The sequence below is a fragment of the Pedobacter sp. AK013 genome (genome assembly GCF_014205835.1).
Classification (GTDB): Bacteria; Bacteroidota; Bacteroidia; order Sphingobacteriales; family Sphingobacteriaceae; genus Pedobacter.
Genome location: NZ_JACHCQ010000002.1, coordinates 233,359 through 249,829, shown reverse-complemented (window position 1 = coordinate 249,829; position 16,471 = coordinate 233,359). Strand labels below are relative to the sequence as shown.

General features: G+C 38.5%; 14 protein-coding genes. All 14 read right to left on the bottom strand.

Annotated elements, in window-relative coordinates; genetic code table 11:
• Nucleotides 1–8 precede the first annotated feature (8 nt).
• Nucleotides 9–1,568 carry a RagB/SusD family nutrient uptake outer membrane protein gene (locus HDC90_RS02380; protein WP_184463494.1) on the bottom strand — a complete coding sequence of 520 codons (1,560 nt, stop codon included), beginning with the start codon at nt 1,566–1,568 and terminating at the stop codon, nt 9–11.
• Nucleotides 1,569–1,603: 35 nt separating this feature from the next.
• Nucleotides 1,604–5,014 carry a TonB-dependent receptor gene (locus HDC90_RS02375; RefSeq protein WP_184463492.1) on the bottom strand — a complete coding sequence of 1,137 codons (3,411 nt, stop codon included), beginning with the start codon at nt 5,012–5,014 and terminating at the stop codon, nt 1,604–1,606.
• Between the two features lie 218 nt (nt 5,015–5,232).
• Nucleotides 5,233–6,429: a FecR family protein gene (locus tag HDC90_RS02370; RefSeq protein ID WP_184463490.1), complete on the bottom strand. Its 1,197-nt coding sequence runs from the start codon at nt 6,427–6,429 to the stop codon at nt 5,233–5,235.
• Nucleotides 6,430–6,496: 67 nt separating this feature from the next.
• The gene (locus HDC90_RS02365) at nt 6,497–7,102 is read right to left on the bottom strand and encodes an RNA polymerase sigma-70 factor (RefSeq protein WP_255497449.1); all 606 of its coding nucleotides are present in this window, start codon (nt 7,100–7,102) and stop codon (nt 6,497–6,499) included.
• A gap of 346 nt (nt 7,103–7,448) precedes the next feature.
• On the bottom strand, nt 7,449–7,760 hold the full coding sequence (locus tag HDC90_RS02360; protein WP_184463488.1) for a hypothetical protein: 312 nt from the start codon (nt 7,758–7,760) through the stop codon (nt 7,449–7,451).
• A gap of 73 nt (nt 7,761–7,833) precedes the next feature.
• Nucleotides 7,834–8,229, bottom strand: a complete 396-nt coding sequence (locus HDC90_RS02355; RefSeq protein WP_184463486.1) for an SET domain-containing protein-lysine N-methyltransferase — start codon at nt 8,227–8,229, stop codon at nt 7,834–7,836.
• Complete coding sequence (locus tag HDC90_RS02350) at nt 8,229–8,639, bottom strand: SET domain-containing protein-lysine N-methyltransferase (RefSeq protein ID WP_184463484.1); 411 nt, start codon at nt 8,637–8,639, stop codon at nt 8,229–8,231. The genes HDC90_RS02355 and HDC90_RS02350 overlap by 1 nt, the downstream gene beginning before the upstream one ends.
• A complete protein-coding gene (locus HDC90_RS02345; RefSeq protein ID WP_184463474.1) occupies nt 8,639–8,995 on the bottom strand; it encodes a hypothetical protein in 357 nt (118 codons plus the stop codon). The genes HDC90_RS02350 and HDC90_RS02345 overlap by 1 nt, the downstream gene beginning before the upstream one ends.
• 90 nt (nt 8,996–9,085) lie before the next feature.
• On the bottom strand, nt 9,086–10,366 hold the full coding sequence (locus HDC90_RS02340) for a hypothetical protein (protein WP_184463472.1): 1,281 nt from the start codon (nt 10,364–10,366) through the stop codon (nt 9,086–9,088).
• A gap of 238 nt (nt 10,367–10,604) precedes the next feature.
• Nucleotides 10,605–11,627 carry a hypothetical protein gene (locus tag HDC90_RS02335; RefSeq protein ID WP_184463470.1) on the bottom strand — a complete coding sequence of 341 codons (1,023 nt, stop codon included), beginning with the start codon at nt 11,625–11,627 and terminating at the stop codon, nt 10,605–10,607.
• Nucleotides 11,628–11,663: 36 nt separating this feature from the next.
• Nucleotides 11,664–12,614: a hypothetical protein gene (locus HDC90_RS02330; RefSeq protein WP_184463468.1), complete on the bottom strand. Its 951-nt coding sequence runs from the start codon at nt 12,612–12,614 to the stop codon at nt 11,664–11,666.
• A 108-nt stretch (nt 12,615–12,722) separates the two neighbouring features.
• Complete coding sequence (locus HDC90_RS02325) at nt 12,723–13,817, bottom strand: hypothetical protein (RefSeq protein WP_184463466.1); 1,095 nt, start codon at nt 13,815–13,817, stop codon at nt 12,723–12,725.
• 7 nt (nt 13,818–13,824) lie between these two features.
• Nucleotides 13,825–14,922 carry a hypothetical protein gene (locus HDC90_RS02320; RefSeq protein WP_184463464.1) on the bottom strand — a complete coding sequence of 366 codons (1,098 nt, stop codon included), beginning with the start codon at nt 14,920–14,922 and terminating at the stop codon, nt 13,825–13,827.
• Between the two features lie 205 nt (nt 14,923–15,127).
• Nucleotides 15,128–16,459: a hypothetical protein gene (locus tag HDC90_RS02315; protein ID WP_184463462.1), complete on the bottom strand. Its 1,332-nt coding sequence runs from the start codon at nt 16,457–16,459 to the stop codon at nt 15,128–15,130.
• Between the last annotated feature and the right edge of the window lie 12 nt (nt 16,460–16,471).

Here is a 16,471-nt window from a genome sequence, read left to right as displayed (position 1 = left end):
AGTAGTAATTAGTAACCAGGATTTTGTTTAAGTTTATCATTCAGCATTATTTCGGAGGTTGGAATTGGAAATAATAGCTTTTCCTGCGTGACATTATAAGTACCCGCCTGTAAATAGCTGAATCTCTGTTTTTGGCTTACTCCAAAAGCATTCATCACGGTAATTGCATTTCCGGTCCTTACCAGATCTATCCAACGTTTATTTTCAAAAGCCAGTTCTACCCGTCTTTCATGTAGTATAATAGCCCTCAACGCATTTTGATCGGTAGTGGTAATCGTAGCTTTGCCTGCACCAAATGCCCTGTCCCTAACCTGGTTCAGGTAAGGCAATGCCTGGGCCGATTTTCCACCTTGTTCATTTAAACTTTCGGCCAGCAGCAATAATACTTCTGCATAGCGGTAAATAGGTAGGTTATCGTTTGTTTGGTTGGCAATGGTATGTGCATGAAGAAATTTTTTGGCAAAGGGTCTGCCAACTTTACCTGAAGGCGCAGTATATCCAACAACAGATTTAACTGCAGTAGCAGTAAATATATCGTTTACATTGAAAGACCCTTCTGCTACTGCAATGCTAGCATCCAGCCGCTGATCTCCTGATTCATAATCTGAGATGAGTTCCTGGGTGGGTGTATTGTATCCTCCAGGAGCCGTTACCGTATTCGTATTTACTCCGGTTATAATTGTAGTGCTCGTCATTCTAGGCAAATAATTATAAACATTTCCTCCTGTATTTGCCTGAGGGGTTGACAAACCAGTATTAAACTGGATTTCGAATATTGATTCCTTACTGTTTTTATTGGCCAGCTGAAACACATCCGGGTAGGTTGTCATCAGGCCATAATTCATTTGAGTAACCTGTTTTAATACCGCTTCTGCCAGGTCATATTTTTTGGTTGTTATGTATACATCACCAAGTAAGGTAAGCGCACTTCCCCTTGTGGCCCTACCTGTTTGCGGGAAAGTTGGTGGTGCAAGCTTTTCTGCTGCATCCTTTGCATCAGCTATAATAAAATCGTAAACCTCCTGTGCCGATGAACGGGCAATATACGTTTCATTACGGCTTAAAGGAGCCCGTGGATAGATGGGTACCCCACCAAAATACCGTACCAGTTCCAGATAGGATAATGCGCGTATAAATTTGGCTTCGCCAATAACCTGGTTTCTACTTGCGGTAGGCAGCGTTACATCATCGATGTGATCCAGTATAGTATTTGATGCTGATATGGCATTATACGCGGCGTCCCATTTGGCTGGGGTTTCGATATTGGATCCGTCGTTAATAAAATCGGCAATGGCCCATTTACTAAAAGTCGCTACAGCCTGATCAGTCGGAGTATAATCGTAATGCGCATTATCAGACCGCATTTCGCCCATAAGCCAGGCGCTTCTGTTGTTATATATGCTTCTAAGTTGGGCGTAAGCTCCATTCACTGCCAGATCAAAATCATTTTGGCTTTTAAAATAACTGCCGAGGTTGATGCTGTTCGGATTATTTTCATCAAGAAACTTTTTACACGAAGCTAATCCCAGGGTAAGTATAATGATGCTATATAAAATATACTTTTTCATTTTTAATGCTTTTTAGATGAGAACTATACATCAGTTTATAAAACAAGATTAATCCCAAACGTAAATGTTCTGGGTATTGGATATGCCCCTAAATCCTGTCCTTGTGCAACAGAAGTCAGGCCGTTTATACTCACCTCAGGATTGCCAGGATAACTGGTAAATATGTAGGCATTTTGCACAGTAGTGTACAAACGCAGGCTTTTTATGGCGGTTAATTTTTTAAAATTCCTGAAAGTATAACCCAATGCAATGTTATTGATGGTAATATGCGAAGCATCATGAACCCATCTACTTGAATTGGCGCGATAAGCCCCCGTTGTTCCGGCCAATGTACGCGGAACCAAACCATTTCCGGGGTTTGCTTCTGAACGCCAGCGTTGCAATAATTCTGGTGGGCCATTAAAAACCCCGTCAAGATTATAGGTACTTTCTTCCATACCATTGTACAGATCATTACCATAAGTACCAGACAGTACAATATTCAGGTCGAAGTTCTTGTACGCGAAGCTGTTGGTGAAACCAAATATAAAATCCGGATTTGGATTTCCAATAATAGTCATGTCTTCAGGCCATGTAATCTTACCATCACCATTCAAATCTTTGTAACGTACAGTTCCTGCCTGCGATAATGTAGTTGGGCTTGTACCATAGTATTTAGGGCCTGCATTGGCTTCTGCTTGGGTCATAAATACACCATCGAATACATAGCCAAAATATTGGCCTATTGGCTTACCTACAATAGTTCTCCAGTCGGTAAACTCAGACAATACTCCCGAAGGGTTATCTGCAAAAGACACGTTATTTACACCAATTTTCTTAACTATATTCCTATTGAAAGAAATATTAAAATCAGTGTTCCATTTAAATGCACCTGTTAAATTCTTGGTACTTAAGGTAAATTCGTGCCCCCATTGCCTAATGTCGCCCAAATTATCCTGTACGCTGGTATAGCCAGATGAGTGTGGTACCGGAACGGTAAACAATAAGCCATCTGTATATTTGTTATAATAATCGTAGGTAAAATTAATCCTGTCTTTAAAGAGGCCAATATCTATGCCCAGATCTAGCTGTTTATTCCGTTCCCAAACCAAGTCAATGTTTCCTAAACCACTTTGTACCTTTCCGGGTGCCAATACACTGCCAAACACATAATTGCTATTGCCTATGGTTGGTGTATGTGCATAATTCTGGTTGGCCAGGCTGCCGCCAAACTCATTTTGACCTGTTAAACCATAGCTGGCACGTATTTTTAAAAAACTTATTTTAGAAAAATCCTTTAAAAACGCTTCTTCGCTGGCAATCCAGGTAGCACCTATTGAAGGGAAAGTTCCCCATTTGTTATTCGAACCAAAGCGCGACGAACCGTCTCTTCTTACCGAAGCCTGAAGAGAATATCTGTCTTTATATGTATAATTGACACGGCTGAGGACTGATAACATGGTCCAGGCATAAGCGGCTGAGGTATTTGTTGTAAAACGGGTAGCAGCACTTAAATAGGGTACACTATTATCAGGGTAATCGCGTCCAACAATTTGTGAAGAGTAAATATCAAAACGCTGGGCAGTAAAACCCGCTAATACCTCCAATGAATGGTCTTTACCGAAAACATTTTTGTAACTCAACAGATTTTCGTTTAGCCAGGTAGTTGGGTTTTCGGTATATGATTCGCCCAAAGCCGTATCATTACTTCCAGCGGTAGGAAATTCAACCGGAACATCGTTAAATCCTCCGAATGCAGTAGATGGCACGAATTTTTTTGCCTGCATATTTCCCAGATCAAGATTGGCAGAAGTCCTGAAGGTAAAATGTTTTAGAAAACCGATTTCAGTAAATATATTACCGAGCACCCGTATTCTTTTAACGTCATCATTAATTTCAGTTAGCTGTCGCAATGGATTTGCCCAAACAAACAGATTCGGAAAAGATCCAACTCCTAATGCTAAAGAGCCATCTGTGTTGTATGCCGATCCCATAGTGGGCATCATCAGCGTTGAAGCAAAAATTGCCCTTTGGCCGTCAACATTGAAACCTGAACTATTTGCCCTGTTTTGCCTGTTGTTGTGCTCAAGCTGTACCGATGGAGCAAGGCTTACCCCTAGCTTAATATTATCGGTCAGTTTTACGTCGCCGTTTATACGTAGCGAAAAACGTTTATAACCTGTATTTTTTACAATACCATCCTGATCAAAATAACCACCTGTTATGCTTAAGGCAGATTTATCATTGCCTGATGAAATGGCCAAACTATAATTCTGGGCGGCACCCTGACGGGTTAATAAATCGTACCAGTCTGTTCCTTTACCATATTGTTCGGGGTTTTGGTAAGCACCGGGTATACCTCCGGTATAACCTTCATACAAAGTTTTATCTTCAAAAAAACCTTTCATGTAAGTAGCCAGCTGTGTAGCATCCATTACCTCGGGCTTCAGCTCTTTCATGTTTTCTGCAAGTCCGTAGTAGCTGTTAAATTCAATTTTAGGTGCGCCTGATTTGCCCCTTTTGGTGGTAATAAGAATAACTCCATTGGCTCCGCGCGAACCATACATGGAAGTACTCGAAGCGTCTTTCAATATGGAGAAAGATTCAATCTCGTCAGGATTGATGTTATTGATGTTATCAGGGTTACCAATCATAGGTATTCCATCAATAACAACCAGCGGCCTTACCGATGAAGTTAGCGAGGCAGCACCACGTATGCGGATATCCATTCCCTGGCCAGGGCGTCCGGTTCCTTGAGCGGCCTGCACTCCCGGAAGTTTTCCCGTTAATCTTTCAGCAAATGTTCCCGTTGGCTGATCCTTGATATTTGCAGCCGATAAAGTAGCTACCGATCCAACGATGTTTCTTGTAGTTTGCGTTCCGTAGGCAACCACAACTACTTCGTTTAATGCCGTATTCGACTCTGTTAATTGAACATCTATGGTAGTTTTGCCATTAACAGGAACCTCCATTTGTGCATAGCCAATATAGGAAAAAACAAGAATGCCGGTTGACTCTGGTATTGTTATCGTGTAATTACCGTCCTTGTTGGTGCTTGCACCGCCAGAAGAAGTACCTTTGAGTTTAACCGAAACACCAGGTAATGGCAAGCCCTTTGTATCTGTTACAGTTCCCTTAACCGTAACAAGGTTGATTTCAGAAAGCAACGGGTCGGTCGTTCTTCTAACAACAACCATGTCCTGAATAAAGCTGAAGGATACCCGTTGCCCCTCAAAACATTTTTTAAGCGCAGTGGTTAATGGGGTGTCTTTAACATTTATTGTAACTGGTTTGGTTTGTTTGATGATATCTGCATCACACAAAATATCATAACCGGTTTGTTTGCGGATTTTATTGAAAATCTGCTCCAGCTTTGCATTTTTTTCTGACAGCGTTACCCGTTGGGCAAAGCCATTTGCACTTACCTGCAGCAAACCAATAAGGAGAAAAAAAACTATTAGTTTCATGATTAAAAATAGTTTATAACCCCCGTAACGTTTTTTATTACAGAGTTCATAAGGATAAAATTCCATATCTTTGAATATTAGGTTGGTTCAATAATTTGTTTGATCTTATTATAATGTCTATACCGGCAGTAATCACCTAAACCGCATTGATGCGGGTAAACCGGGGGCGCTGCAATCGCTCCTGGTTTTTTAGATAATTATGCTGAAATGGTGTATCGCTATTTCATAACAATTATCCTCCTTTCTTTCCCCTTGCCGTTTAGGTTGTCCATTTTAAAGCGTACCACTCCTGTAAGCTCTAGGCGTTTTAAGACTTCCGACACATTTTTATACCTCGACACTGTGCCCCATAAGGCTTTGTCCTGTAGGTTATCCTGGTAAATAATAGATACATCGTACCAACGCTCTATTTTACGCATGATACTTTCAACTGGTTCATTAGCGAACATAAAATATCCATCCTTCCAAGCAACGGCCTGTTCTGTATCAATATCATTGTTGAGTATAATGCCCTGCCCTGCACGTTCAGAAATTTCTGCTTGCTGCCCAGGTTTCAACACCACTTTTTCTGCTCCATTATTTATTTTGACCGCACCTTCAAGTAAGGTGACTTTGCTGGCTGTCTCATCTTTATAGGCCATAATGTTAAAATGGGTACCTAAAACCTCCACTTCTGCCTTGCCATAATTTACAACAAATGGTTTTGCCTTGTTTTTAGCGACTTCGAAATAAGCTTCTCCACTAAGGCTTACTTCCCGTTTATTACTGGTAAACTGCGAGGGGAATGATAATTTGCTATCAGCATTTAACCAGACATGCGTTCCATCAGATAAAATGACCTGGTAAGTACCTCCTTTTGGAGTAACTGCGGTAATCAATTCGCCTGCTGCAATGTCTCTATCTTGGGTACCCAAGCCGGCTACGCTACCATCATTGTATGTTAATTTGTTATGGTTAACGAATACCGCTTTCCTTGTGTCGCTAAGTTGTATGATTGCCCCATTTGAAAAAGTTAACATAGCGGTATTTTTACCCGGAGGGATATCAGTGTGGATTACAGCCTGTAATTGGGGTTCTATATTCTGGTTCTGATAAAACCATAATCCTGTGCCCAGGGCAATCAGGATGGAAGCTGCTATTGCAATACGCATCGGCCAGCCAATTTTTATGCTGCCATTTTTGTATTTACTGTCTTCTGTTATTGCGTTAACTTCTAGTGTATCGTTTAATTTTTGGAGTATTCTTGCTTCAAGCACCTGCTCGCTTGCAGCAAAAGAACTCGGGATGTTTAATGGTGTTTCAAGGTTTGTATTATACCAATCATTGAACTCCCTAAGCTCATCGTCCGTAATACTGTGGTCCAACCATTTTGAGGCAAGGTATCTATATCTTTCTAGTTCTTCTGAATGTTCCATTTTTTAGGGGTCTGTAACTATAATATCCATCGTAAAATGGAAATCCCTTAGTTCCCCCTCAAAAAAATTATAACAAAATCAAAAAGAACTGATTAAACCTTGTTCGTAAGGTTTTTATGGCCTTTCCCATATGCGCCTCGACTGTTTTTTCAGAAATATTAAGTTCTTCGGCAATTTGTTTTTGAGACATGTTCAGCTTTCTGCTCATGTTAAACACCATCTGGCACTTTTCAGGCAGTTCAGATACATACCTGTCTAGCATTTCTTTCAGGTCAAGAAACTCCAGCCATTGCTGGGTAGAATCGTCCAGTACATTGCTGGCAATACTCTGCGCATATTTTTGTTGATGGTACTGCTTATCTAGTATTTTAATGATCCAATATTTTACCGAGGTAGTAAGATAGGCGCTCAAAGTAGTGGTAATGGTAATGACTGCTCTTCTATTCCAAAGCGACATAAAAATATTCTGCACTACTTCTTCTGCTTCTTCCATATTACCCAGTTTTTTTCCGGCAATGTAAAACAGCTTTTTCCAATACCGATGATAAATCTCAGTATATGCAGCATGGTCTCCCGCTATTAGCAAGGCAATCAATTCCTCATCAGTAAATTTGCCGTAGGCAGCCATGGCTCTTATATCTTGCTTGGTATTATTAAAAAGATAAAGTTCCAAAAAAAAAATGCAATTAAGCAAGTCCTAACGTATTAACTTTCCATTAAATATTACTGACTCACATATACCTGGTTATTTTTGGCAGGAAGCATAATGGTGGCTAACACCGATTTAAAGGTTTTTTTAACAGCTAAAGCCTTTTTCTAGCTTATCGGGCTCATTATTGAATGATTTACAACAAAAAAATTATATGGAAATGCAACAATTCTCAAGGTAATTTAAAAATGGACTTACCTTGAGAAGATTACTTTAATGCCAAAATTGGCATGTATAATAAGTTTGGTTTTGATATTCCAGTTTGGAAAAGCTACAATTTATTGCCACTTCTTAATTTCATGGAGCAAACCTATTTGTTTTGATTATTGGGTTTGATTGCAGTTTTATTCGAATCTGGAACTGCAGATGGAACAGTATCAGGACGTTTCTTATTTTTCTTCTTAAATAAGTTGTTCAGTTTGTCGCTTACTTTGTTTATTGCTTTGTCTGTAACATTATCTGCGGTTTTATTTACAGCCTTGTCTACAACTTTATCTGTAGAGCGATCGACTGAGGTTTCTGCGGCAGTTTTTGTTTTTGCTTTGAGTTTGCCCAAAATCTGTGCTTGTGCCATCCCTCCTATACCAATAGTGAGGAAAAAGGCTAAAATTACTTTTTTCATGGTTTGCTTTTTTCTAGTAAAAATAGGCTATCGACATAGGCAGGTCAATCATTAAAAAAGATGATTTTTCTGATCAAATAGGAACTATCCCTCTGTCTAAAAACCATTTACTGTAGTCTTTACCATGTTCGCCACCATAGTTGATGCATATTTCTGTATGTGCTTCTATCTGTTCGTAAGCCGTAAACACCATCTGTTTTTTCACTCTATCAAGTATGTAAACAGCATTAGGATATTGTTTATGGTTATACATAGAGCCAAACCCCATGGTTAACGACAGTGTATTTTCTTCTTTATTAAAATAAAAGCTATAATCCATCAGAGATGTGGCGTTTAATGCAGCAAATTCTTTAGCAGGGATAATAATGACCGGGCAAACTTCTATCACTTCTCCTTCGTGGATAGCTGTGTTACAAAAAACACCCCTGCCCTTTCCCTTTATCGTTTTTAAGTATAGCTGTTTCGTCATTATTCATCCGGATTTGGGAAATAAACCTCATTCTTATCTGCAGGTTTGCCATTATAGTTAATGGTTATTTCATCGCCGGCTTCAATGGTTCGGTAAGCATAAATATTAATGGTATTTTTCTTCTTCGAAAATGTGTAAAGGGCATTTGCTTGGGGCGAATGATTGTAAAATGAGGCATAGCCAAAACAAAAAGCGGTCTGCCTTTCAGCTTCACCCAATAAAAAATAATAATGAAAAAGCTTGGTAAACCGTAGCGCTTCTTTTTCACTATGCGATAAGAAAAGAACGGGAGCCTGCTCTATAAGGCTCCCTTTTGGTACCTTGTTTTTTGCAAATACGCCACGGCCTTGTACCAGACTTTCTTTTACTTCGATATGTAACGGCCGATAAATGTTTCTACTGAACAGCATTAGTTGCCTTTTGTAGGTGCAATTTTTGCATCTTTAATTGCTCTTTCTGTTGCAGCTTTATCGGCTGCTTCCTTTTTATAATCGATAGGTGCAGCTTTAGGATCTTTAGCTGTGGTGGCTTTAGAATCAACATGTTGTGCAATTTTTGCGTCTTTAGCTGCCCTTTCTGCAGCTGCTTTATCCGCTGCTTCCTTTTTAAGATCTACAGCAGCTCCCTTAGGATCTTTTGATGAGGCTGAAGTACCTGTAGTTTGATTACTGCCTGGGTTTACAGTTTCTTTTTTTACCATAACAGTTTGTGCTTTAACTGCTGTTACAAACAACAGTGAGCCTAGAATTGAGAAGATTTTTTTCATGTTATTCAGTTTTAGAAAATGTTATTGATGAAATAAAATTAAATAGTATCAATCTTAGTTAAAATCATTAAAAAAGATGATTTTATGCCCTCATTCCAACATATTCCTGATAGCATCAAAGTCGAAGTTTTCGGTAAAATTTTCTACAAGGCTTTTCCCAAGAGTGGTTTTTACATATCTGTAGGTCAATTCTATCATATAAGGTTTGACCAGATTTTTTTCAGCGCCCTTAAAATATTCGGGATTATATTGATAAAGTGTAGCACCACCTTTGTTGTCCCAAAAACCGCTAAAAGTAAATGAACCAGTTTTTTGTGCATCCGCTTTGGTATCGGCGTTGTAGGTATCAACCCATACATAATCATTGGCATTTGGGCCGTAACTATTTTTCCAGGAAAAGGTTTCTGCTTTAGGCTTCACTATAGCAGGTAGCGCCAACCAGTTTGCCGTATTTTCTTTCAAAGCCTGTTGTACTATGGCTCTCTTTGTTGCTATTCTTTGCTGCCAATCGGGATATTTAGCCTTTCTGCTGACCAGATTGTGTTTACCATTTTCATAAAGTTGGGGGTATTTCTGAGGATCTTTCATCATACCGGCACTCTCTTTTTCGATCTCTTTTATTTTATCGGCTATTAAAAGCGCTTCTCTTTCATAATATACTAACAGCGCTTCGAGGTATTCCTTACGGGTAACAGGCACAAACAATAAAACACCGGGTTTGGTAAAATACCAATGGCGGGTCATATAAATACTTCGATTACCTTGTTTTACAGTTGACTCTGGAATATCCTGATAAAATCCTTTGGCATTGTTGATATATTTGGAGTCGCCTATTTTTATAAAATCGTGCAAGGCAATAAATTTTGCGTTGTACTTTTTAGGCGTTTGGTAATAGTAAGATTCATCACCAAAAGAAAAAGCATTTTCCATCTCAGTATAACGATTAACATATGCCCGAAAAACATTTTCGTATTCGCTGTTTATCATCATTTTGTTTTTAACACAGATGTATTCATAACAGCCTAGGTTAAGATCATAGCTCGCTAAAGAGTATTTACCAGCTATGTTTGGTACAATATTGCCAGCAAAACTGGTTTTGAGCACACAACCTTTAAGGTTATAATTGGCACGGCTTTGTTTTTCGAGTGTTTCAATTTTGGTAAGTATGGCACTGGCGGCAGTTATGTTGGTGGTTGTACCTAAGCCATCAAGCCAATGTGCTTTTTGCTGTGGCCACTCAAAATGTGCAACATCTATTTGTTTACCAGGAAGGGTTTCCAGGTCTGTTGACGACTGGCAATACTGGGCATCTACTTGCTGAACTAACACAAGAAAAAATAGGATTGCTTTTACCCGCATTTGTTTTATCATTCTGCTATTTATTTAATCCAACATTTTCTGTAATGCTCCGAGGTCATAATTTTTCAAAAAGTTATTGAATAGCCTTTCCTAAAAACCTCTGTCCTCCCCAATCTCATATCGAAACTGTAACTCTATTACTCTTGGTTTTAAAGGTTGAGTAGCTTTTATTTTAAAATACTCAGGATTGTAGCTATACAAGGCAGTCTTTTTTTTATCTTCATATTGTTCATTTGACCCCTTACTTGAATTAATTTTTAAAGCCTGGCGGATTATCAATAATGGATTCACCAGTACTACTCTGCGTGTAGGAAAAACCATTTTGATTACAAGTGCCATCACGCTCTGTATTCTTTTTTGGGTTAAGAAGAAGACCATAATTATTTGTTCCGGAATAATATTTTATTTCGAAAGTATAATTTACCTTTTCTAACTTATAATCAGATGCACCCAACTTATTCCCCCATAATTTTGTATTATTATCTTTCTTGCTCCACCACTCACCCCTACCTTTATTAGGCGTAATGGTAATTTGATTCCCACTGACAGAATAAGTTCCACTTTCAGAGGCAAAAAGTATTTCTTTCAAAAGTGTCGACCAGTTCTTTAAGCGAAAAGTATAAGTGCCGTCTTCTTTAAATAAATATTCGCGCCTAAAATAACCAGCAGTATATTGCGGAAAACCATTAAAATATCCACTTACTTCTAAATGATTGTCGCGCCATAAACCTATTATAGATGAACCATTTGCATTATTTGCAATTACCTGGTTATTGACAGAAATCTGAGTGGCCTTTGATAGTTTCAAAGCTTGCATAAATGCCAGCAGCTCGTTTTGATATTGTTTGGCATTGGTCATTAAAACTACACTTACGGCCTTATTACCGCCTGTTGCAGTTAATAAAGTGGCTATCCCCTTGTTAGCGCCATCGGTATAATCTGCATTTCCAGAAATGATATCCCATCCATTTTCCTTTATCGGGTTTTGTATAGTAGGCTCGCCATTTATCTGTACCGCTCCTTTTACCAATTTAAGCCAGTCGTTATTAAAATTTTCGTAGGCGGTTAAGTTTGATGCCATTGATTTGGTGATTACTACTACAGCATATGCGCCCGTTTTTTTATCGGTAGCGGATAATTGAATTCCTGCCTCACTTTTCTGTTCTTGCCATCCTTTGGGCAAGGCATAGGAAACCACATCAAATGTTTGTTTTTGGGCATAGGCAAAGACAGAGAGCACAGAAAGTATTATTATAAAAACCGTTCTTTTCATACATTTTATTTTAATGGAACAATAGAAGTGGTTTAACTACCATTTCAAATTATTAACATCTGACCATTTTCCTGTTTGCTGAACCGGAAGTGAGTTAAAATATTTATCTGTCTTAAAGAAAGTAATTATTTTATCAAAACCATCCATCCAAAGATTGGAGCCATAAAATGTAATTAATTTGTTTCCCATTGTGGGATGAGGGTTACCAGCAGCATCTTTAAATTCGAGCTTCAGCGCAATAGATTCAATCTTCCATGCATCCAGCGATACATTAGCATCGTAAACTAAAAAAAATCTAAGCCCGTATTGTTTATAATTAGCAAGTGAATTTTCAATTGCGTTATAGGAATTGTAGCCATCTTTTTGTGCAATAACAAGAGGTATCGTGCTATATTTGGGTAACTCATTCTTATAATCGCTCATTCTAAACCCATGGTTATTAAAATAAGTTAAATTCCCGGAATAGACTTGAACTTGTATTGGAGAAGGAAATTCTTTGTTATCACTTCCTGTTTTAAAAATAGTGGTAACAACAGAAAGAAAATAATCGGCATCTTTACTTTCCACGGGTTGTGTATTTACTGACGGTATAGAAGATACAGAAGTTTGTGCAACAGGCTTTAAGGATACAACCCATTTTCCTAGCCAGTTGTTGGCGGGATAGTTTCCATAAGTACAGACCATTTTTTTTGAAGTGGCATCATAAGTACCTACAAAATAATGCACATAACTTGTGCCACCGATAGTTTCAAAATATTTACAGCTGATAGAATTTCCCGAGACAGTATAAGTACCTTTATTATCTGTTTTCGATACAGGATCCTTCATCAAAAACTCTTTATTTGAACTAAGCTCAAACTCTATTTTGTTTGGGTAATATCCCTGCATATTGGTTTGCATACCTTCCCATTTGCCTTCAAAAGGATTCTGCGCATTACCTGTCATTGCAACCACAATAAACAAGGATAAAATGAGTAGTTTTTTCATTGCTAAAAGTTTATAATATAAAATTAAGTTGCGATTACACTGCAGACAATCATAAAAAAGGATGATTTTTGATAAAGAAGAAAGAGTATCTAGTCTTAGCACCTGTTTTTATGGTGCAGTATCAATATTGTTTTCAAATCTTATGCTTGTTCCTTCGGGCAGTTCAATGGAACGTTTGTTTGGGTTAAATGGCCTCTTATAGTACCAAGCATTTGGAAACAAATTATTACTGCTAAAAGCCCCGTCTCTTGTTGTTGTTGTTGTTGTTGTTGCGTATTGCAGTACAAGATTTATTTCCCTAATAGCCGAAAAATAATGCAACGTGAAAGTATATGAAATTTTCTCCAGCTTCCGCTTTTCAGTTTTCAGCAACTTGCCTGCCTTATCGCTATTACCTTTGCTCCAAACTTCAACAATACCTGATTTTGGTACAATCTCTATTTGGTTACCATTAATTTTATACCCCCCTTTTTCATAAGCGATCACGATATTGTTATTGTACAGATAGCTAATGTTTTTTTGAAGGAATTGGTAAGTTCCGTTGGTGTTTAAATAATATTCACGCCAATCGTATCCAGCTGTAGCCTGTCTGCCACCACCTGCTGTAGAAAAATTCTCGTTCTGGTACTGTCCCCAGATACCAGTAATAGCGTTAGTACGTACTCCATCTGTTGCTACTGTATTGGTATAGGATTTGGATCCTAATACAGCCTTCGATAATTCTAGCGAGCTGAGAAAAGTCGATAAATCGTTCTGATATTGCTTGCTATTGGTCATTGAAACTACACTTACGACCTTATTACCACCAGTTGCAGTTAATAAAGTGGCTATCCCATTGTTAGCGCCATCGGTATAATTTGCATTTCCAGAAATGATATCCCATCCATTTTCCTTTGTTGGGTTTTGTATAGTAGGTTCGCCATTTATCTGTACCGTTCCTTTTACCAATTTAAGCCAATCGTTATTGAAATTTTCGCTTGCAGTTAAGCTTGATACCATTGATTTGGTGATTACTACTACAGCATAGGCACTCGTTTTTGTATCAGTACTTGATAACTGAATACCTGCCTCACTTTTCTTTTCTTGCCATCCTTTGGGCAAGGTGTAAGCAACCACATCAAATGTTTGTTTTTGGGCAAAACTTGTACAGCTCATTACCATGAGGATGTTAAACAGCAGCACGTTTTTTATTGATCTGATCATTTTATGCCTATTGAAGACGATAATCATAAGTGCTTTTATTGTTCCCACTATTGCCATCGGTAAAACCGTAACCAGTTATTTGAATGTTAAACTTGTAAAGTGCATTTTTGGGTAAAGTAGAGAAATTAGCTCCTCCTGCAACTCTGGCATCAAAGTATAGCTCTTTTGTTTCTCCGGGCGCATGTGGAATATCACCAGCGTCCAAAGTGCTTCCTCCAATCGCCTGTCCGCAGCAAGCAGTTTCCAGAAAGGTATTTGGATCATTATCTGTGTCTTCAACCCTAGCTTGTTGTGATAACGAGGCTGTTTGTGGAATAGCTGTCTCGCCAATATTTTTTAGCGTATAATAAATTCTAACGAAGGATGTTGAATCTACCGGGCTTTTCGTTATTCTGGTAATAACAACATTTATATCTGCTGCGGCAGGTGGAGGTGGTGCAATGGTAAATGCCGATTGTATCGAATTATTGGTATAGCTCAATTCAGGAAATTGCTGGCCAACCCATGCTTCTGTGGGCGTGCCAATATTTGCTTTCATTCCATTTACACAAAGCTCAAATGTGTATGCATTACCCACTATAACACCAGTAGTGTTAAATCCAGTTTTGCTGCTTATAGACTCGCCAGGGTTCAATAATTGATTCACCTCAGTTCCTAGTGACACTGAATTGCCACCACCAGAAGCATTGCCATTTAGATAGCTTTGCACTGATAATAAACCTTTTTTTATACCTGCAGTGCCGATATTTTTTAAGGTATAATTTACGAAATAGGTATTGGCTGTATTGGGAGAAAAACTAATGTTCGTAATCACTAGGTCGGGAAGAGCTGCTGGTGTAGTTGTAGTAACGCTCTGCGTGGTAGTTGTGTTTGTAGTTGATGGAAGTGTGGGTATTGTTGTACCTGTAGACCTTTGTACCGTGCCTGTGGCAATACCTGTAATTGGCACAGGAGTGGTTTGGGTAGGCGGTGTTTCAATGATTTTCGCTTTAATCTTGGAGTTAATAACCGGCTTAACCATCCCACTGGAATCGCTTTTTTTTATTTGTGCTTTTGCTGTCATTGCAACCACAATAAACAAAGATAAAATGAGTAGTTTTTTCATTGTCTTAAATTTTATAATATAAAAATAGACCATCCAGACTGCCCTTTTACTCATTAAAAAAGATGATTTTTTGATAGGATGACCAGCCGCCAGTTCCTGCTGCACCAATCAGGCTAATATATTTGCCCGTTCCAACCAGTTTAGTATTAAATTTTATTCCAGCATTTTCCTCAGGGTATTCAAATCCTAATTCCTCGAAAAATTATTACAAGAGCTTTCTAAATTCTTTCAGGTCAAGTTGATTGATAAAGGAATCATTTACTCCGGTCAAAAATTTCTCACCAGTTCTGAAACGGTATACCACATCTATGATAGCTGGTTTGGCAGCATTAGGCGGGTATTTTTTCACGTACTCTGGGTTGATTTGGTACAATTTTAACCCTTCACTACCGGTATAAAAATCAGTGAAGTAAAAATTCCCATAAATTTCTTTTGCGTTGATATTGCGGTTGTAAGGAACAGTAAAAGCTTTATTGTCCCCTTGAACAATAGCCTGCTGGTTCAGCCATTTTTCATCTTTCGTTTGCAGCAATTTAGTAACGGTTTGTTTTTTCTGTTCATTTATTGCAAGTATATCTTTGGCAGCTTGCTCCTGATTAACCTGTCTGTCTTTTTGCCCCTGCAAATAACTACTGTTAGTTTTCTCGGATTCAATTATTGTTTTTGCCAGATTTTTTATCTTATCCTGCATATTCGCCACTAGTTCAGGTTTGTCCCTGTCATAAAATTCAAGTAGGTCGGTAAGGAATTTTTTTCTCGTTACAGGAATAAAAAAAGGAATATCGGTATGCGTTATAAATGCATGGCGAAATATGAAACTAACGGTACCCATTGCCACAAAGCCGTTGCTGCCAGTCCAGCCATACCCTTTGCCGGGCTTATTTTCAAGCACCTGTCCGTTGCTTTGGTTCAGCTGATCGCCTACCCCTTCAGCAGGAAGCTCAATAAAACTATTTCCGTTATTGATAGCATCCACCAGCCTGTTATCTATAAAAGCATAGTAATTATATATAGCAATGAAAGGCGCATTGATATTCTGACTGTTGGCGGGAATTTTATATGCCTCGGCCTTGCCTTCTAAGGAATGAAATACCGTTTCAAACCCCGGGTTTCCTTTTACTCTAAGCACACCCTGGTATTCGTCAACAATTGCCAGCTTATGTGTTTGTATATTACAGACAAATTGATGAAAACCGAGATTGTACATATAAGGATTCGTGACCGACTGGTTGTAAAATGACTTTGAATTCATCCCAAAACTGGCTTTCGCAAGCCCGCCGGTAAATTGCAGTTTTGGCTTGCATAGGTTTTCAAATGCGGTCATCATTTTTTTTGCATTGGCAATATCTGTTGTTGAAAAACCTTCTTTACTTCCTGTACCCCAACCAATATGGTTATCCCAAAACCTACCTGGTTCGTTTTGTACCGTTTCACCTGTACAATCCTTAGTAATTTGTTTTTCCCATGCTTTAAAAGTTGTTTGTGACTGTACAGAAAATCCATAAAGCATGAGGCTGATAAAAAATATTTTTTTCATTTTTATAATGAC

What these genes read in the sequence shown, in the direction of transcription:
- HDC90_RS02340 (WP_184463472.1), bottom strand. Translation starts at nt 10,366, where the DNA reads ATGATAAAACAAATGCGGGTAAAAGCAATCCTATTTTTTCTTGTGTTA.
- HDC90_RS02370 (WP_184463490.1), bottom strand. Translation starts at nt 6,429, where the DNA reads ATGGAACATTCAGAAGAACTAGAAAGATATAGATACCTTGCCTCAAAA.
- HDC90_RS02375 (WP_184463492.1), bottom strand. Translation starts at nt 5,014, where the DNA reads ATGAAACTAATAGTTTTTTTTCTCCTTATTGGTTTGCTGCAGGTAAGT.
- HDC90_RS02315 (WP_184463462.1), bottom strand. Translation starts at nt 16,459, where the DNA reads ATGAAAAAAATATTTTTTATCAGCCTCATGCTTTATGGATTTTCTGTA.
- HDC90_RS02360 (WP_184463488.1), bottom strand. Translation starts at nt 7,760, where the DNA reads ATGAAAAAAGTAATTTTAGCCTTTTTCCTCACTATTGGTATAGGAGGG.
- HDC90_RS02320 (WP_184463464.1), bottom strand. Translation starts at nt 14,922, where the DNA reads ATGAAAAAACTACTCATTTTATCTTTGTTTATTGTGGTTGCAATGACA.
- HDC90_RS02330 (WP_184463468.1), bottom strand. Translation starts at nt 12,614, where the DNA reads ATGAAAAAACTACTCATTTTATCCTTGTTTATTGTGGTTGCAATGACA.
- HDC90_RS02350 (WP_184463484.1), bottom strand. Translation starts at nt 8,639, where the DNA reads ATGCTGTTCAGTAGAAACATTTATCGGCCGTTACATATCGAAGTAAAA.
- HDC90_RS02345 (WP_184463474.1), bottom strand. Translation starts at nt 8,995, where the DNA reads ATGAAAAAAATCTTCTCAATTCTAGGCTCACTGTTGTTTGTAACAGCA.
- HDC90_RS02355 (WP_184463486.1), bottom strand. Translation starts at nt 8,229, where the DNA reads ATGACGAAACAGCTATACTTAAAAACGATAAAGGGAAAGGGCAGGGGT.
- HDC90_RS02380 (WP_184463494.1), bottom strand. Translation starts at nt 1,568, where the DNA reads ATGAAAAAGTATATTTTATATAGCATCATTATACTTACCCTGGGATTA.
- HDC90_RS02325 (WP_184463466.1), bottom strand. Translation starts at nt 13,817, where the DNA reads ATGATCAGATCAATAAAAAACGTGCTGCTGTTTAACATCCTCATGGTA.
- HDC90_RS02335 (WP_184463470.1), bottom strand. Translation starts at nt 11,627, where the DNA reads ATGAAAAGAACGGTTTTTATAATAATACTTTCTGTGCTCTCTGTCTTT.